Raw genomic sequence first — 15095 nt, forward strand, 5'->3', positions numbered from 1 at the left:
TGGAACATCGAAAAGGATCACGCGATGGCCGTCCTCATTTCACGACGCCACGCCTGTCACCAGCGAAAACTCGTACACCACCTCCGTGGACGCAACCAGCGGCCGCGGGTTTCGCCCAGCAGGGCGGCCAGAACCTTTGTCTGACTGGAAGCACTCGTACGACGTCCCCACACAGCGAAGGCATGAGCAGGGTCCCGCAGAGCTGGATAGAACAACACCGGCGGACCATCAGGCCGGGCATCATCGAAGCTCGCCAAGGGGAGACGGCAGAAGATCGAGGGGACCAGCACGAGGCCCCTCCCACCCAGGTGTACTTCGACCGTCATGGTGGTGAAACGGGTGGGGACCGTGAGGGTCATCTCCCCCCAAACCAGGTCGGGGTGGAGCGTAGACAACATGCGCTCGGCGCCCTCGCGCGCCATGGTGCGGCCGCGGGAGGCGACCTCCGCCTCCAGATGCGCGCGGATCGGATCACGATACGGCGCGACCAGAGCGGCATGCATGTCCTGCACGGCCGCGGCGAAGTGCTTGCGTATACCAGCGTCATCGGGCAGGTGCCCGGTCCAGATAGGCAGACGGCTGAAGCATCCCCATGTGTCGAGTTCGATGCTCACCTGATAAGCGGGTGCCGACAACAGCCGGTCCAGTCCCTCCTCAACATGAGCTCCCCCACCGGCCAAGGTGTACACATCAAGGGGATGGACACCAATCAGCTCGGACAGCAAACGAAGAGAACCGCGGGGCTCGACACCGCGCCGCCACGGGTCGAACAGGGTCCTTTCCGAGCCCCGCCTCACCAACACGCTAAGGCCGAACCAGGACTCCATGACGGGCCCAGGTGAAGTCTCGAACCGTAACCGAGCCAAATCCTCGCCAGTGAAGTGAAAGCGCCACATATACCCCCCGTTTCGCCGAAGCATTTCCAGCAAGTATTGGTGCCGCCCACCCATACTGGCCACCCCAGCGCCGGTGAACCCGGGCAGGCGCGAGGTCGCCACATGCGAATAGATCGGCCCGCCCGGCGACCTTGGCATGGAACACCTCCGTCGCCTGCTCGTCGCGGGCGAGCGGCCAACCGCCGGACACGTCGTCCGAGAACGCCCCCGACAACTCGACCGGACCCTCTACTTCGGGGTCAGGCTGCAGGGTGAACGTGCCGAGGAGGTCTGGGTTGCCAGGCTCCACGTCCAGGCGGACCCGGTCGGCCAGGCCATCGAGCTTGATGTAGAACCCGAACCAGCCCTGTGCCGTCACGAGCGCGGCCAGCTCGTCGCGCAGGTGCTCTGCGTCGGTGACGTCGTCGTGGTACGGCTCGATCTCTTTGCCGCCCAGACCGTACTCGCCGAACTTGACCAGGTAGCGGCCTGCGCCGACCAGCGTGCACTGCGCTGAGTCCGGCGTGAAGCCCGAGCCGGCGGCCGTGGCCGGAGCGGTAGCGCGGCGTGGACACTGGCGGTCAGGTCAACCCGTCAGCGACGAGGAGACGGGGCGGCCCGGCCGAGGTGGTCGTGTGCTGCTGGTCACCGGGTGAGCTGGTCGAGGAGGTGGGCGATGGGCATGCAGTCGTCGCCGGGGATTTCGGCCCGGCAGCCGGTGTGGCTGATGCCACGGCCGACGCGGAAGAGCCGGACGGGCCGACGAGCAGGCCAACAGTCCACTTCCGCTCCTCGACGGGCAGGTGCACCGATCAGGAGTTCGTCAGCTTCTCCTCCGACGGCACGTCGAACATGCCCTGAAGCTGTAACACCCTGGCCGTGCGTCGCACGGGGGTAGCGAGCGTGATGTCCGCGCGCACGGCGACTCCTTTCCGGAATTCGATCGGCAAGCGAGTGACCTACGACTTTTCATCTGGGTCGAAACATGTTGTCGACCAGTACCGACAAATCGGACACTGGCCCAAGCGGTTTCAGCGAGCGGAGGAATTCCAGGAGGAATCATGAAGTTACGCATGGCCATGGCTGGCCTGGCTGCGGCATGTGGCGTCATGTCCGCGATTGCGGTCGCGACACCAGCCAACGCGGCACCAGAACTATGCACTATCCAAGCTCAGGACTCGTACTATCGCGCGTGGGACTGCCAGGGAACCGGCTGGTTCGGAGCCTGGGTCAAATGCGTTGACTCCAGAGTTACGCCGCCCTTCTACTGGGAGCGCTACGGCCCGCCCAGGAAAGCCGAAACAACTGAATGGTCGTGGGCTTACTGCGACGGCGGGACCGTCATCCAGACGAGGTCGGTCATCTACTAAGCACGAATCGACCGACCAAGTGCAGTGGGGAGAAGACTCCCGCTCCTCATCAAGTGGCTCAAGACGGAGCCCATCCGCCGCCGCGACGACCGCCGCGACCTCGGCAAAGCGGAAGCCGACAGCGGCGGCAACAGCGGACAGGACGACGTGGATCGTCGGGCTGCGGAGCCCTGACAGGCCAAGCGCCCCCGCCTATGAGGGAAACGCGCAGCAGCGAGCGGCGGCCCTTGCCCCGTCGCGGTGGGGGCGGCTTCGTGAGGCTCGGGGGGCTCTGCGTGGCATCCGGCAGCGCCGGCCTCGTCTCGTCGCACGTCCCGGCGGCCGGGTGGCGGCGGTTGGCATCCCGGCCGGTTCTGCGCCGGCGGTACCGGCCGGGGGTTGTGGCCGGTGGCGCGGGGTTTCTTTCGAAATACCGGCCCTGGGGATGGGGGCTCTGGAGTGGAGGGCTCGTGCGGTGGGGAAAGGATGGCGGCGTTGCTGGTGAAGGCGTATCGGTCGGCGGTGTCGGTGCCGCGTTGGTTGGGGATCGGGGAGCCCGCGTTCCCGGAGGCGGCGCCGCAGGTGAAGGTAAATCAGGCTCAGGGGCAGTTGCTGCGGGCCACCGGATATGCCGGTCCGGACCAAGTCCAATAGTTCCCCGGTGAACGACGTGTAGGCGTCAGCTGCGCTTCCCGGACTCGCTCGAACTCCAGGCCGGTGATGTCGGGATCGTCGGCGTCGGTGTCGGTGTCGGTCAGCACAAGACAGAGTTGTCCTCGCCGCACAATGGTGCCGTGCCCGGCGAAGTAGGCAAGCAACACATCCTCGGTGTCCCGCGACAGACGGCGCAGGGTCTCAAGAGCCGCCGGACGTTTGAGGGATCGTGCAGGACGGTCAGCCGATCCACCGGCCAGCCGCACAGCCCGGGATCGGTGAGCACCTCCCGTAGTCCGTGCAGGTTGTTGGCGACCGCCGGCAGTGTCGGGAACAGCGGATCCTGGTAGGTCGAGGTGCCGATCAGATTGCCCTGGACCGGGAGTAGCCGGGCAGTTCAGGGCTCATCGCGCTCTCGGAGCACTTCCTCCAGTAGCGGCAGCACGCCGGCGTCGTTGATCCGCTGAACCTCGAGCTTCACGCTTCCAGACGCGGAGGTCACCGTGACGGTCACATCAGCGCGGCGGGTCTGCAGCCATACGGTCAGCGCCTTGGCCAACGCGATCCCCGCGCCACTGAACTGACCGCCACCGCCAGCATCTCGAACGCCCCGCCCAACTCGTCCTCACCGGGCGCCCGCTGCACCAGACGCACCCTGCCGGCCAAAGCTCGCTCGCCGCTGAGCCAGTCCCGTAGCGCGGTGAACTCCAAAGCGAGGCCGGCCTTGGTCGTGATCGGATTCGGCGATCACCGTCCGGGAGGTGGCCGCCTGGCGGGCTCACCTCGCTACTGGCCAGGACACGACGAGGTGGAGGCCGGCGTGCTCCGGGAGCGGCTCAATGCCCGCATGACTGAAGCGGGGGAGACGCCCGCTCACGCCATGATCGAGTCGTTCGCGATCCCCCGCCGCGCTGAGATCAGGTTCGGCCAGGTGAGCGCGGATGATGCCATGATCCGCCGCTTCAGCAGGGTCTGGAGTGGCTCACCGGCTACTAGTCGTCAACGAGGCGGGACGCGATCACCGCGCGCAGGAGTCCGCCCTGCTTGCCCACGCACCTCCGCCGCCACCATGACCACTGCCATGACCACTGCCATGCTGGTTGCGCAGGCTAGGGCCGAGTGATGACAGGGAGCCGGGATGAACCCTTCTCACGAAACCATCAAGATCAGGCAGGACGGTAACGTCCTTTCCGCCACATTCCATGCACCGCCGATGAACCTGATCGGTCCTGAGGTCGTGCGGGACCTGGTCGCGCTGCTGCACGAACTGTCACACCCGACTGCTCCACGCGTGGTGATCTTCGAGAGCGCGGACGCCGACTTTTTCTTCCCGCACGTCGACATGACGAAAGTCTCCGAGTACACCGCTGAGGCTGCGAAGGGCGGAGGTCTTGGCGATGCCTCCCTGGGAATGCTGTTTCGTAAGATGAGCCAGTTGCCGGTCGTCACGATCGGCAAGCTGCGCGGCCGCGCCCGGGGAGCCGGCAGCGAGTTCCTCCTTGCCTGTGACATGCGCTTCGCTTCCCGCGAGAACGCCGTCCTGGGCCAGCCTGAAGTGGGACTCGGAACACCCCCCGGAGCGGGTGCCATTCAGCACCTCACTCGTCTGATGGGCCGGGGCAGAGCACTCGAAGTCGTGCTGACCTCGTCGGACTTCGACGCCGACCTCGCCGAACGCTATGGATGGGTCAACCGTGCGGTCCCTGACGACGAACTGGACGAGTTAGTAACAGGCATCGCCGCGCGGATGAGCTGTTTCCCCTGGGCGGGCTTCCGCGTCAGTGAGTCCGGCTGCGCAGGTGGATCGGCGCATCCCGGAGTTCCTTGCGTGAGCTGATGCCGAGTTTGGCGAAGATCTTGCGGAGGTGCCATTCGACGGTGCGGGCGCTGATGTACAGTTCGGCGCCGATCTCCGTGTTGGTGCGGCCGTCTTTGGCCATGCGGGCGATGTGCTCCTCCTGCGGGGTGAGCTCGTCGACGGTGCCGGCGGTGCGTTTGCGCACCTTCTCGCCGGTCGCCAGGAGTTCGTGCCTGGCCCGTTCGGCGAATCCGTCGGCGCCCATCCCGGCGAACTCCTCGAACGCCTGCTTCAGCTGGCGGCGTGCGTCGGTCCGGCGGCGTTCGCGGCGCAGCCACTCGCCGTACAGCAGCCGGGTACGGGCCAGTTCGAACGTCAGCCGGGTTCGGCCGAGACGGTCGACGGCCTCGGCGTAGCTCTGTTCGGCCTGCTCCCCGTCGCTGACGAGGGCCTGGGAACGGGCTCGCAGGCCGGTCGCCCATTCCAGGTCCAAGCCCGCGGTGTACGCCGCGAGGCGCTCGAGGGCCGTTTCGGCGATCATGGTCGCGCCGCTTCGCACCGCGGCTTCGACCAGGTCGGGCAGCGCCTGCGCGGTGAACGGGCCGAGGTCGCCGCTCGCGGCCCGTACGGCCGCGGCCGCCGCTTCGGCGTAGTGCCCGAGGCCCAGGTGGAGCAATGCGGTGGCTCGGTCGGTGAAGTACAGGCCGAGCCCTTCCCCACGCGCGGTGGACTCCGCGGCCGCTTCGGTGAGCAGCGGCAACGCTTCCGCCGCATGCCCTTGGTAGGCGAGCAGGAACAAGTCTCCGTAGGAAGCCCTGCGCATGCCGGTGGCCTGTTTTACCGTCGACTCCTCCATGCCCAGCTCGCGGGCGTGCTCCACGTCTCCGCGCCACAGCGCGATGACCCGGCGGACGTTCAGCGCGTTGGCGAGGGGCGCGAGTGCGCCGCCGGCGCGGGCCAGTTCGACGTGCCGGGCGTTCGCCGCCTCCCAGCGGTCGTAGTCCCAGAGCGATAAGGCCGCGTTGGCGACCAGCACGCCGCAGTGTAACCACTGAGCGGGGGGAACCTCGTTGTCGAGGAAGCCCGCGACCGCCTCACGCAGCAGCGGATGTGCCGTCGCGGTCCCGTCGGTGACGAGGGCCGCCAGGCCGTCGAGCAGGTGATCGGCGGCGGTGATCTCGCCGGGCGCCGGAGGTGCTTCGCGGGCGGCTGCGGAGACGGTGGCCAGGTCGCTGCCGGGGTACGCCAGCCGTCCGGCGACGAGGGCCGCCCCCCACGCGTCGAGGAAGGTGAGCCGTGCGAACCGGCTGTCCAGGGGCTGGAGCCGGCGGGCGGCGCGGAGCAGCGTCGCCGGCGCCTCCCTTCCGGAGCGGGCGGCGCGGTCGGTGAGTCCGCGGATCACGTCGATCCGGGCGCCTTGCAGGTCGTCGGCCGAGAGGGCTTCGGCTCTGGCCAGCAGACCGAGCGCCGAGGCGAAGTCGCCCGCGTCAAGGTAGGCCTCGGCCGCCGACAGCGTACGCTCGACCCCGAGCCGGTGGTCCGTTGTCAGCTCGGCGGAACGCCGCAGCAGTGCCGCCGCGGCCGCGATCCCGCCGCGGGACTGCGCGTCCTGTGCGACGTCGGCGAGTTCGGTGGCGAGCCGGTCGTCGGGACCGGCTGCCGCCGCGGCCAGGTGCCATGCCCGGCGTTGCCGGTCGTTTCCGGCGTCGAGGGCATCGGCGAGCGCACGGTGTACGGCACGCCGGTCCTCGATGCCGCCCGCGGCGTAGGCCGCTGAGCGCACCAGTGGGTGGCGGAACCGGACGCTCCGGCCGATCTCGACGAGCTGCACCTTCTCCGCCGGAGCCGCCGTCTGCGGCCCGAGGCCGAGGTCCTGCGCGGCACGCCAGAGCAAGGCGGCGTCCCCGGTGGGGTCAGCCGCGGCCAGCAGGAGCAGCCGCTGGGTGGGTTCGGGCAGGGCGCGGATGCGTTGCTCGTATCGGTCCTGCAGGGCGTCGGTGCCGACCGAGGGGAGGGCGAACCCGCCGAGGAGCTCGGCCCGGCTGCTGCGGGACAGCTCGAGCAGGGCCAGAGGGTTGCCGCGGGTCTCGACCACGATGCGGTCGAGTATCCGGTCGTCGAAGTGGCCCGGGGTCGTCGCGATCACAAGCGCGCGGGCGTCCGCGTCTTCGAGACCGCCTACGGTCAAAGCCGGAAGACCGGCCAGCAGGGTGTCCGGATTCGGCTCCCGTACGGCGAAGAGCAGCAGCACTGATTCGCCGAGCAATCGCCGGGCGACGAACCCGAGCACCTGCCTGGAGGCCACGTCGAGCCACTGGGCGTCGTCGATGAGACAGACGAGCGGTTGCTCCGAAGCCGCATCGGCGAGCAGGCTCAGCACCGCCAGGCCGAGGACGAGCTTGTCCGGCGCGGCTCCGGCGGCGTGCCCGAACGTCACGTTCAGCGCGTGCTGCTGGGGCATCGGGAGCGCGTCGGCCGACGCGAGCAGGGGGCCGCAGAGCTGGTGGAGGGCGGCGAAGGGCAGATCGATTTCGGACTCGACGCCGGTGATCCGGGCGACCCGGCATCGGACGGCCTGGCTCTCGACGTAGTGCAGCAGGGTGGTCTTGCCCACCCCGGCCTCGCCTCGCAGGACGAGCACGGCGCTCTCGCCGCTTCTGACGTGCCGCAGCGCCTGATCCAGCCGATCACGCTCATGCTGGCGTCCTCGGAGCACCGGCGCTGCTGCCACGTCTCGATTCTAACGATCAGTCGCCTGGGTGGCACTAAGTGTGCAAGGCCGTTCGGGAGCTCATGGACGAGCGCCGCGAACTGGCTCCTTAGCGGGGAAGTTCGTCGCCGTGGTGCTCGGCGGCCATGTAGGCCGCGTACCACTCCGGCCAGTTCTCGTCGAACGTGCCGCCGTTGCGGGCCTCGTGCTCGCCGTGCGCGGCCGCTGCTCTCTTCAGCGCGCCGACCAGGTCGTTCAGCGACGCGTACGCGGTGGTGCCGGAGTCGACGCGCCCGGGGAGCCGGGTGGTGACCTCCTGGATCAGGTACTCGTTGCCGTCCGGGTCGTGGAAGGTCGCGAAGGACCCGTAGCTGGCCTGATCGGTGGCGAGCCCGCCGGCCTGGCCGCCGGGGACCTGGCCGAACTGGGCTCCCGGGGCTTCGGGGTGGAAGACGTCACTGACGTCGGCGCCGAGGACCGTGAGCTGGTCGTGGGCCGCGGCGATGTCGGAGACGACCAGATAGATGCCTTCGGCGGTGCCGGGCGGCTGGTTGGTGATCTGGGTTCCGAACTGGATGGAGGCGGGCGATCCCGGAGGCGTCACCTGAACGACGCGGAAGCCGTTGTCGAAGGCGAAGTCGGCGTCGAGGCGCCAGCCGAGATCCTGGTAGAACTTCTTCGACCGGTCGACGTCGGACACGGGGATCACGACGGCCTCAAGCTTCAGATCCGCCTTCTGCGCGGCGGGGGTGGTGCTGGTCATGGTGGTCACCTTTCAGCGTTGATGGCGTGGTTGTTGTCGGGCCGGTGGCGGTCCCACCAGTCAAGGACCAGGAAGGCGTAGGACTTCGGATCGCTTTCCCAAATGAAGTGCCGGGCGTCGACGACGTCGAGTGCACTGGTGGGTAGCCGGTCGGCGAGGAACTCGGCGTGCGCGCGCGGGACGACCTGGTCCCGCTCGGGCACGATGATCCGCACCGGTGTCTCGACCGTCGGGAGCAAACGCTCCAGCACTTTGAGTTCGGTCGGGTAGCTGCGGACGTACCGCATCGACTCGGCGAACCGGCGGCCGTCATACGACGCGAGGTAGTCCTCTCGCACATGATCTCCGAGAGGCGTCGCGGGGAAGATGTTGTCCAACGTCGTCTGCATGACACGGCGTGCGTTCTGCTCGTACCAGCTGATGTCGGGGTCCGACACCCAGCTCGCGAGGGGCTCGCCGAGTTCGAGCCGCGCCGACGCGGCGCCGCCGCCGATGACGATGCTGTGGAAGCGGCCCGGCTGTCGCGCCGCCGCGAACAGGGAGGCGCTGGTGCCGATGTCCGGGCCGACGATGTGGACCTTGTCGAGTTCGAGCGCGTCCAGGATCTGAAGCACGAACGCACCGGCGGCTCGCGGGGTGAACAGGTCCGGACGGCTCTGCGACCTTCCGAAACCGGGCAGGTCGACAGCGACCACGTGGACGTCTGCCGCCAGTTCGGCCCATGTGGGTTCGAACGCGTACACGCTCTCGGGCCACGGGCTGAGCAGGAGCGCGTGCGTGTCGCGTTGCTCGCTCTCGGCGTAGCGGACGGTGAGCCCGTCGACCGTGATGGTCTTGGGGTTGATCAGCGAGGTGTTCATGTTTCCTCCGCTGGTGAGGTTGTGTTGCCAGCTTCGTCCGCCGGTGGTGCCGTCGCACCAGGGAGACCCCCTGGTCCCGCCCCGAGCAGGCAGGCCGATGCCCTGGGACCGGGCAACAGCCGCGGGGCTGTCACAGGTGCGACGACACGGAATGTGCGGCATGGTCGGATGCCGAGACGACACGACCCCGAAAGGTGCACGGATATGAGCGAGACCGGCGAATGCGACGTTGTAGTGATCGGCTTAGGCCCCGGTGGCGAGCACGTGGCCGGGAGCCTGGCCAAGGCCGGGCTGTCGGTCGTGGGTGTGGACGAACGCCTGGTCGGTGGTGAGTGCCCGTATTTCGGGTGCATCCCGACCAAGATGATGATCGCCGCGGCCGACAAGCTGCGCGTCGCCCGGCTTGTCGAGGGCCACGCCGGCTCGTCGACCGTCAGCCCGGACTGGAAGCCGGTCGCGGACCGGATCCGCGATGAGGCCACCGACGACTGGAACGACCAGGTCGCGGTGGACCGGCTGGTCGATGCCGGCGGCGTCTTCGCGCGTGGCCGTGGCCGGATCACCGCGCCCGGCGTGGTGACCGTCACCGGCCCCGACGGGTCGCTGACGTCGTACACCGCCCGGCGCGGCATCGTGCTCAACACCGGGACCTCCCCGGCCGCGCCACCGGTTCCCGGGCTCGCGGACACGCCGTACTGGACCAACCGGGACGTCGTCCGGCTGACCGAGCTACCGGCCTCGCTGGCGGTGCTCGGCGGCGGCGCGATCGGGTGTGAGATCGCGCAGGCGTTCGCCGCCTTCGGCGTCCAGGTGACCGTGATCGAGGCATCCGGCCGGTTGCTCGCGGTCGAGGAGCCGGAAGCCTCCACGGCCGTGGCGAAGGCGTTCGCCGCCGACGGTGTCTCGGTGCGCACGTCGGCGCGGGCCCAGCGGGTCGAGCACGACGGCGACCGCTTCCAGATCAGCCTGGCCGACGGCGCGGTCGCGGCCGAGAGCCTGCTGGTCGCCGCGGGCCGGCGCAACAACCTGCGGGACCTCGGCCTGGAGCATGTCGGCCTGGACCCGCAGGCGCGGGTGCTTGATCCCGACGAGCGGATGCGGGTGGCGGAAGGCGTGTGGGCCATCGGTGACATCACCGGCAAGGGCGCGTTCACGCACATGTCGATGTACCAGGCCGACGTGGCGATCCGTGACCTCACCGGCGTGGACGGCCCGTGGGCGGACTACCGGGCCGTCGGCCGAGTCACCTTCACCGCCCCCGAGGTCGGCTCGGTCGGACTGACCGAGGCCGCGGCCCGCGAACGCGGCGTCAACGTCCGCACAGCGATCGGCGACTTGGGGACCCGCGGCTGGATCGCCGAGGAGGCCGGCCCGATCAAGCTGGTCGCGGACGCCGACCGGGGCGTGCTGGTCGGCGGCACCGTTGTCGGAAGCGCGGGCGGCGAGGTGCTCGGCGCGCTTGTGACGGCGATCCACGCGGAGGTCCCGGTCAGCACACTGGCCGGAATGCATTTCGCGTACCCGACCTTTCACCGCGCGCTCCAGCCCGTCCTCCGTTCCCTCACTTGAACCGCACCCGCATGGCATCGTCATCCGCTTTGCCCCCGATGCCGTGCATCGAAGGGATTTACTGGTGGTGTCAGCCAATGGCCTGCCGCCAGGCCGGATCGAGCGCGATCCGCCGGAGTTGCTCAAGGCTGAGGGCTGGTGTGCTGCGGCCGGAGGGAAGGCGGTAGGCGCTCGCGTTGAGCGCCGAGATCACGACCCGCAGGCCGTCAGTACCGATGGTGTCGACGGTCCATTCGATCGTGCCTGGTCCGCCGCGCGGAGCGGGACCCTGGCGCACGCTGACGTGGGTGCCGTCGGGCAGGGTCACAGCGTTCTGGAACACCTGCGTCATGGCCGCATCGCCGGGCTTCCACTGCTGGACGTTCACGGCGAGCAGGCTCTTGCCGCGGCCGTCGTCGACTGTGATGTGTCCGAAGCCGTCCGCGCCGCCCGGTTGCCCGGCGCGCACGCCTTCCGGAAGCAGTCTCTCGATGATGCGGCTGATCTGCGGCGCTGTCAGTCTGGCGACCGATCCGGTCCGGGGACGGGCAGGCGGCGCGGGCATGGCCGCGAGAACCGGATGCCACAGCGGAGAGGTCGCCACGGCGGCGAGTTGCTCATGCGTCAGCGGAAGGGTGGCGCGACCGGCCTCCGACACCAGGACCTGCTTGCCGTCCCGGTAGGTGAGCAGGGCGCTGAGGAGCTCGCCACCTGCCGGGTCGTCCTCGTCGCTCGGAGAGCGGTCCAGCACGAGCCTGGCGCCGCCTGGCAGGAAGGTCTGGCTGCAGCGGCTGTAGGGGTGGTAGGCGGAGTCGGGGCACTGCGCGTACTGAACGGGAACGGGGACGGGCCACCTGTTCAGCTTCACCGCCACTTTCGCCGCGCTCCCGCCCGCCTCGAAGAGCACCTGCGCGGAGGGCGCCGGACCGGGTTCGGCGCTCAATCCCTGCCCCTGCTGCCCTGAGACCTTCCCCGGCGGGAGCTGGACCTGGAGCAGGTGCACCATGTGCTGGGCGGACACATCCGCCGAGGCGGATTCCGCGGGCCGGGCAGAAGCGCAGCCGGCGATGGCAAGGACGAGCAGGGCGATCGACGCGAAGGACCGGATTGTTCTGCGCGGCTTGCCTGGCATGGCGCACCTCCGTTCATCGTTTCACGGGGGCTGCGGGGGTGGGGGCGCGTCCACCCCCGCAGGGGGACGTCAGGCTCCGGGGTAGGAGATCGAGCTGATGGAGTTGTCGTAGGGGTACTCCAGCGCGTTCCAGACGGAGTTCGGTGCGAAGTAGCCGTAGGTGCCCTGGAAGTTGACGTTCGTCCAAGCCTCGATGGCGACCGAGTTCGTCTTGATGGAGGAGATGGCGTCGTTGTAGGCCCAGGTCCGCAGGTCGGCAACCCTGGGTGGGTTGCTGTCGGTGCCGGTCAGACAGTCCCGGGTGATGGTCCACATGTTCCAGTCGTCGCACAGCTTCCACGTGCCGGTGGCGGCAGCGGCGGGGCCGGCGGTGAGGCCGGTGATCCCGATGCCCAGGACCAGGGTCGTAGCGGTCGCGATCAGGGCCTTCTGGAGACGTCGCATGAGGATTCCTCCTTGGGTTCCTCCGTCCTTGTGACGGAGGCTGCGGGGGCCGCTCTTTCGGGGCTCCCCTTGGGGGGTGACGTCTTCACGATCGCGCGCGGTCACCGCCTCTCGCGCCCGTGACAGCCCCTGGCCCTCACCCTGGCCGTCCACGGGCCGTCCACTGGGGATGGGACGAACGACGGTCAGGCTGTCGCGGGCTCGGTGGCCCGAAGCGCTCGCGCGAGCTCCCTGCGCGAGGTGATGTCCAGCTTGGTGAAGACCTTGCGCAGGTGCCATTCGACGGTGCGGTGGCTCAGGAACAGCTGTGCGGCGATCTCCGGGTTGGTGTGCCCGTCGCGGGCCAGCCGCGCGATCTGCGCTTCCTGAAAGGTGAGCTCCACGCCCGCGTCACCGGTTCGCTTGTGCACGGTCTCCCCGGTCGCCAGCAGCTCCCGTTCGGCACGCCTGGCGAATGCCTCGGCGCCCATGGCGTCGAAGGCCTGGTAGGCGGCCTTGAGCTGAACTCGTGCGTCGACCCGCCGGTTCTGCCTGCGCAGCCACTCGCCGTAGATCAGCTGAGCCCTGAACCGGTGTACGGCGACGCGGGATCGGGCAAGGTGCTCGATCGCCTGCTGATACAGCTCCTCCGCGCTGCCGTCATCGCTCAGCAACGCCTGGGAACGGGCTTCGATGCCGCGCGCCCAGGCCGTGTCGCTGGTCGCCGAGCGTTCTGCCAGCCGCTCGAAAGCCTGCTGCGCCGTGGCCGGGTCGCCGGCCCGGACGGCCGCCTCGATCAGCTCGGGCAGCACCCACACGGTGAACCCGAGCCCCTCCGGCTCGTAGGCTCGCCGGGCGGCCTCGGCGGCCGCGCCGTACTCGCCGTAGCCCAGATACAGGGTCGCGGCGGCCCACTCGGCCGCCTCCACGGCGAAACCCTCGCCGCGCGCCGTCGCGTCGGCGAGGATACGTTCGCGCATGCCGAGGGTTCGATCGCGCTCTCCTCGCCAGGCGGCGAGCAGGACGGAGAAGTCGGCGATGGCGACGTTGCGCGTCGCGCGGGTGATCGAATCGGCTTCTCCGATCAGCTGCTGCGCGAGGTCGAAGCGTCCGGCGAACAGCTGGTGGGCGGCGGAGTAATTCAGCGCGAAGGGCAGGACCGTGAGCATGCCGCGCTCGCGGGCCACCTCGGCCAGACCGCCGGCCATCGCCGCGCAGGCCTCGTCGTCCCAGACGTCCATGGCCAGCTGGCAGGCCAGCCAGCACCAGGCGATGTTGTCGCGGCGTAATCCTTCGCGCTGGAAGGTCGCGATCGCCCGCCTCACCGCCGGCAGCACCTGGCTGTGACCCTGCGTGCGCCGGATGACGAGCACCTGGAGAAACTGATCGACGGCCCGCACGGGCTCATCGCCGACCGGCGCCAGCGCGGCTTTCGCGGCCGCCGGCACGCCGTCTGCACCGCCGAAGCGGCCGCTGCGCATCAGTGCCCACATGGCCTCCAGGTGCGTCTCGCGGGCCAGCTCGGGATCGACCGGCTCCAGCTGCCTGGCCGCCACGCTGAGCAAGGTGGGGGTGCCGCTGCCCCGGGTGCGCGCGAACGCGATATGGGCGCGCACGCGCTCCAGCCGCGCCCGATCGGCCATCTCCAGCGGGGCGATCGCGGCCAGAGCGAGCAGCGACTCGGCCGCGCCGAGCGCACCCGCATCCAGCTTGGCCTGGGCGGCGGCCAGCGCCCGCACCCCACGTAATCGCGGGTCGGGTGTCAGCTCGGCCGCCCGCTCCAGGAAGGCTGCCGCCGCCTCAGCGCCGGCCCTGGCCTGCGCGCGAGCCGCGCGGCGCTCCAGTTCAGCCGCGACATCCTCCTCCGGCGCCGCCGTCGCGTGGGCGCGGTGCCAGGCGCGGCGATCCGGGTCGGCCTCGGCGTCGGTGGCCTCAGCCAGCGCCGCGTGCCCACGCCGGCGCACCTGCGCCGGCGTAGCCCGATATGCCGCGGTCCTGACCGTGGGATGCCGGAAGACGACCCTCGGGCCGAGGTCGATCAGGCCCGCCGACTCGGCGGGCTCGGCGGCGCCGATGGCGATGCCGAGGCGCTCCAGCGCACGCATCAGCACCAGCATGTCGCCGACCGGTTCCGCGGCCGCGGCGAACATCAACAGGCGCGTGTCGTCGGGCAGCGCCTCCACACGCCGCACGAAGCTGTGCTCGATACGTCCTGACAGCATGCGGGCATCGGGCAGCCCGAACCCGCCGGCCAGTTCCGCCGGCGTCATCGCGGCAGGCAGTTCGAGCAAGGCCAGGGGGTTGCCGCGGGTCTCGGCCACGATCCGGTCGCGCACCTGCTCATCCAGGCCACCCGGGATCACCGAGCTCAGCAACCGGCGGGCATCGTGATCGCCGAGGCCGCTCACGTGCAGGGCGGGCAGCCCGTCGAGGTCGGTGCCGCCGCCCGGCTCGCGCAGCGAGAACAGCATCGCCATGCGCTCAGCGGCCAGGCGCCTGGCGACAAAGGCGAGGACCTGCGTGGAGACCGCATCCAGCCACTGGGCGTCGTCGACCACGACCAGCAAAGGACGCTGGTCGGCGAGTTCGCTCAGCATACCGAGCACGGCGAGACCGACCAGGAACCGGTCGGCGGCAGGTCCCTCCTGCAGCCCCAGCGTGGTCTCAAGGGCCTCGCGTTGCGGGCCAGGCAGTCGACGGGCCTTCTCGATCAGCGGGCCGAGGAGCTGCTGCAGGCCCGCGCCCATCAGCTCCGACTCCGACTCCACGCCGGCCACACGAGCGAGACGGAAGGCCGAGGCACGGGCGGCTCCGCGGTCCAGCAACGCCGTCTTGCCCACACCCGTCTCACCACGGACGACCAGGACCGACCCCTGTCCGTCTCGAGCGGATTCAAGCACCGCGTCGATGGCGGCACACTCGGCCTGACGGCCAAGCAGCGGTGGCTCGGTGACAGAGCTGCCCGTCATCACAACAGTATGAC

13 protein-coding genes and 1 pseudogene are annotated in these 15095 nt (G+C 69.6%); 3 read left to right on the plus strand and 11 right to left on the minus strand.

From position 1 onward, the window contains the following. Positions 1-56: 56 nt before the first annotated feature. The gene (locus tag ACFP1K_RS22665) at positions 57-725 is read right to left on the minus strand and encodes a hypothetical protein (RefSeq protein ID WP_380756560.1); all 669 of its coding nucleotides are present in this window, start codon (positions 723-725) and stop codon (positions 57-59) included. 307 nt (positions 726-1032) lie between these two features. Between ACFP1K_RS22665 and ACFP1K_RS22670 the strand changes: the two genes are divergently transcribed. Beyond that, the gene (locus tag ACFP1K_RS22670; RefSeq protein ID WP_380756562.1) at positions 1033-1392 is read left to right on the plus strand and encodes a hypothetical protein; all 360 of its coding nucleotides are present in this window, start codon (positions 1033-1035) and stop codon (positions 1390-1392) included. Between the two features lie 128 nt (positions 1393-1520). Here the strand turns inward: ACFP1K_RS22670 and ACFP1K_RS22675 are convergent, their stop codons facing one another. The 4 genes and pseudogenes from ACFP1K_RS22675 to ACFP1K_RS22690 all read right to left on the minus strand — a co-directional run bounded on the left by ACFP1K_RS22675 (position 1521) and on the right by ACFP1K_RS22690 (position 3532). Then, positions 1521-1658 carry a hypothetical protein gene (locus ACFP1K_RS22675; RefSeq protein ID WP_380756564.1) on the minus strand — a complete coding sequence of 46 codons (138 nt, stop codon included), beginning with the start codon at positions 1656-1658 and terminating at the stop codon, positions 1521-1523. Between the two features lie 29 nt (positions 1659-1687). Next, complete coding sequence (locus ACFP1K_RS22680; protein ID WP_380756566.1) at positions 1688-1825, minus strand: hypothetical protein; 138 nt, start codon at positions 1823-1825, stop codon at positions 1688-1690. Positions 1826-2823: 998 nt separating this feature from the next. Continuing rightward, the gene (locus ACFP1K_RS22685; protein ID WP_380756568.1) at positions 2824-3144 is read right to left on the minus strand and encodes a hypothetical protein; all 321 of its coding nucleotides are present in this window, start codon (positions 3142-3144) and stop codon (positions 2824-2826) included. A gap of 131 nt (positions 3145-3275) precedes the next feature. Beyond that, a pseudogene (locus ACFP1K_RS22690) lies at positions 3276-3532 on the minus strand (effector-associated constant component EACC1). 484 nt (positions 3533-4016) lie between these two features. On the opposite strand from ACFP1K_RS22690, the gene ACFP1K_RS22695 reads away from it, so the two are divergent. Beyond that, positions 4017-4715: an enoyl-CoA hydratase/isomerase family protein gene (locus ACFP1K_RS22695; protein WP_380756570.1), complete on the plus strand. Its 699-nt coding sequence runs from the start codon at positions 4017-4019 to the stop codon at positions 4713-4715. Here the strand turns inward: ACFP1K_RS22695 and ACFP1K_RS22700 are convergent. The 3 genes from ACFP1K_RS22700 to ACFP1K_RS22710 all read right to left on the minus strand — a co-directional run bounded on the left by ACFP1K_RS22700 (position 4657) and on the right by ACFP1K_RS22710 (position 9009). Beyond that, entirely contained in the window at positions 4657-7407 is a 2751-nt protein-coding gene (locus ACFP1K_RS22700) for a helix-turn-helix transcriptional regulator (RefSeq protein ID WP_380756572.1), read from the minus strand. The genes ACFP1K_RS22695 and ACFP1K_RS22700 overlap by 59 nt on opposite strands. 88 nt (positions 7408-7495) lie before the next feature. Then, the gene (locus ACFP1K_RS22705; protein ID WP_380756574.1) at positions 7496-8149 is read right to left on the minus strand and encodes a VOC family protein; all 654 of its coding nucleotides are present in this window, start codon (positions 8147-8149) and stop codon (positions 7496-7498) included. A 5-nt stretch (positions 8150-8154) separates the two neighbouring features. Next, a complete protein-coding gene (locus ACFP1K_RS22710) occupies positions 8155-9009 on the minus strand; it encodes an alpha/beta fold hydrolase (RefSeq protein ID WP_380756576.1) in 855 nt (284 codons plus the stop codon). 204 nt (positions 9010-9213) lie between these two features. Here ACFP1K_RS22710 and ACFP1K_RS22715 point away from each other — a divergent pair, with 204 nt between their 5' ends. After that, a complete protein-coding gene (locus ACFP1K_RS22715) occupies positions 9214-10578 on the plus strand; it encodes a dihydrolipoyl dehydrogenase family protein (protein WP_380756578.1) in 1365 nt (454 codons plus the stop codon). Positions 10579-10648: 70 nt separating this feature from the next. Here ACFP1K_RS22715 and ACFP1K_RS22720 read toward each other — a convergent pair whose 3' ends face one another. From ACFP1K_RS22720 to ACFP1K_RS22730, 3 genes are all read right to left on the minus strand, one after another. Continuing rightward, on the minus strand, positions 10649-11689 hold the full coding sequence (locus ACFP1K_RS22720) for a hypothetical protein (protein WP_380756580.1): 1041 nt from the start codon (positions 11687-11689) through the stop codon (positions 10649-10651). Positions 11690-11758: 69 nt separating this feature from the next. Beyond that, on the minus strand, positions 11759-12133 hold the full coding sequence (locus ACFP1K_RS22725) for a hypothetical protein (RefSeq protein ID WP_380756582.1): 375 nt from the start codon (positions 12131-12133) through the stop codon (positions 11759-11761). Between the two features lie 185 nt (positions 12134-12318). Next, the gene (locus ACFP1K_RS22730; protein ID WP_380756584.1) at positions 12319-15081 is read right to left on the minus strand and encodes an AAA family ATPase; all 2763 of its coding nucleotides are present in this window, start codon (positions 15079-15081) and stop codon (positions 12319-12321) included. Between the last annotated feature and the right edge of the window lie 14 nt (positions 15082-15095).

The organism is Sphaerisporangium aureirubrum (assembly GCF_042658925.1).
GTDB lineage: Bacteria > Actinomycetota > Actinomycetes > Streptosporangiales > Streptosporangiaceae > Sphaerisporangium > Sphaerisporangium aureirubrum.

What these genes read in the sequence shown, in the direction of transcription:
- ACFP1K_RS22670 (WP_380756562.1), top strand. Translation starts at nt 1,033, where the DNA reads ATGGAACACCTCCGTCGCCTGCTCGTCGCGGGCGAGCGGCCAACCGCC.
- ACFP1K_RS22695 (WP_380756570.1), top strand. Translation starts at nt 4,017, where the DNA reads ATGAACCCTTCTCACGAAACCATCAAGATCAGGCAGGACGGTAACGTC.
- ACFP1K_RS22705 (WP_380756574.1), bottom strand. Translation starts at nt 8,149, where the DNA reads ATGACCAGCACCACCCCCGCCGCGCAGAAGGCGGATCTGAAGCTTGAG.
- ACFP1K_RS22710 (WP_380756576.1), bottom strand. Translation starts at nt 9,009, where the DNA reads ATGAACACCTCGCTGATCAACCCCAAGACCATCACGGTCGACGGGCTC.
- ACFP1K_RS22715 (WP_380756578.1), top strand. Translation starts at nt 9,214, where the DNA reads ATGAGCGAGACCGGCGAATGCGACGTTGTAGTGATCGGCTTAGGCCCC.
- ACFP1K_RS22720 (WP_380756580.1), bottom strand. Translation starts at nt 11,689, where the DNA reads ATGCCAGGCAAGCCGCGCAGAACAATCCGGTCCTTCGCGTCGATCGCC.
- ACFP1K_RS22725 (WP_380756582.1), bottom strand. Translation starts at nt 12,133, where the DNA reads ATGCGACGTCTCCAGAAGGCCCTGATCGCGACCGCTACGACCCTGGTC.
- ACFP1K_RS22730 (WP_380756584.1), bottom strand. Translation starts at nt 15,081, where the DNA reads ATGACGGGCAGCTCTGTCACCGAGCCACCGCTGCTTGGCCGTCAGGCC.